This window comes from Weissella thailandensis (genome assembly GCF_005405465.1).
In the GTDB taxonomy this organism is placed as follows: Bacteria; Bacillota; Bacilli; order Lactobacillales; family Lactobacillaceae; genus Weissella; species Weissella thailandensis.
The window spans coordinates 1-510 of the sequence record NZ_BJEC01000043.1 but is presented as its reverse complement, the minus strand read 5'-3'; the positions used below and the strand labels follow the sequence as shown (position 1 = coordinate 510).

Below are 510 nucleotides of genomic sequence, written 5' to 3'. Positions count from 1 at the left end.
TTGGATCTGATTACATGACTAACCCAATCACGCAATTGAAGTGGATGAAGTCATACGTTAATGGACGTTATGGCGGTATTAAAAATGCTTATGCTTTCTGGAAAAACCATCATTGGTACGCTAATGGCGGCCGAACTAATGGTGTTGGCTTAGTCGGCGAAGTAGATGGCGAAGATGAATGGGTAATTAATCCAAATCGGCGTAGTGCCGATGAGACCATTCTAGGTTCAATTAAGGAGACTGCAGACAAGCAGCCTAATAGTTTTGCAGCTAAGTTAGCACAAGTCGTTAATACGGCTAAGAGTGGTTCACAATCTAATATGATTGCTCAAGTACCACATGGATCACATGCACAAAGTGTCAACCAATCAAATAGTGGCATTGATCTGAGTGGAGATGTTCACATGGTCGTGCAATTAGACAGTGGCGAAGTTGCTCGAGCTACTTATCCTAAGATTAAAATGTTACAAAATCAAGATATTCAATTGAAAGGTCAAATCACAGGTAATA

General features: G+C 40.6%; 1 protein-coding gene. It reads left to right on the top strand.

All coding sequences use genetic code 11. The features are described from left to right. Positions 1-14: 14 nt before the first annotated feature. Positions 15-510 (top strand): aggregation-promoting factor C-terminal-like domain-containing protein (locus FFM62_RS10045; RefSeq protein ID WP_503827243.1); only part of this gene is annotated, 496 nt, incomplete at its 3' end.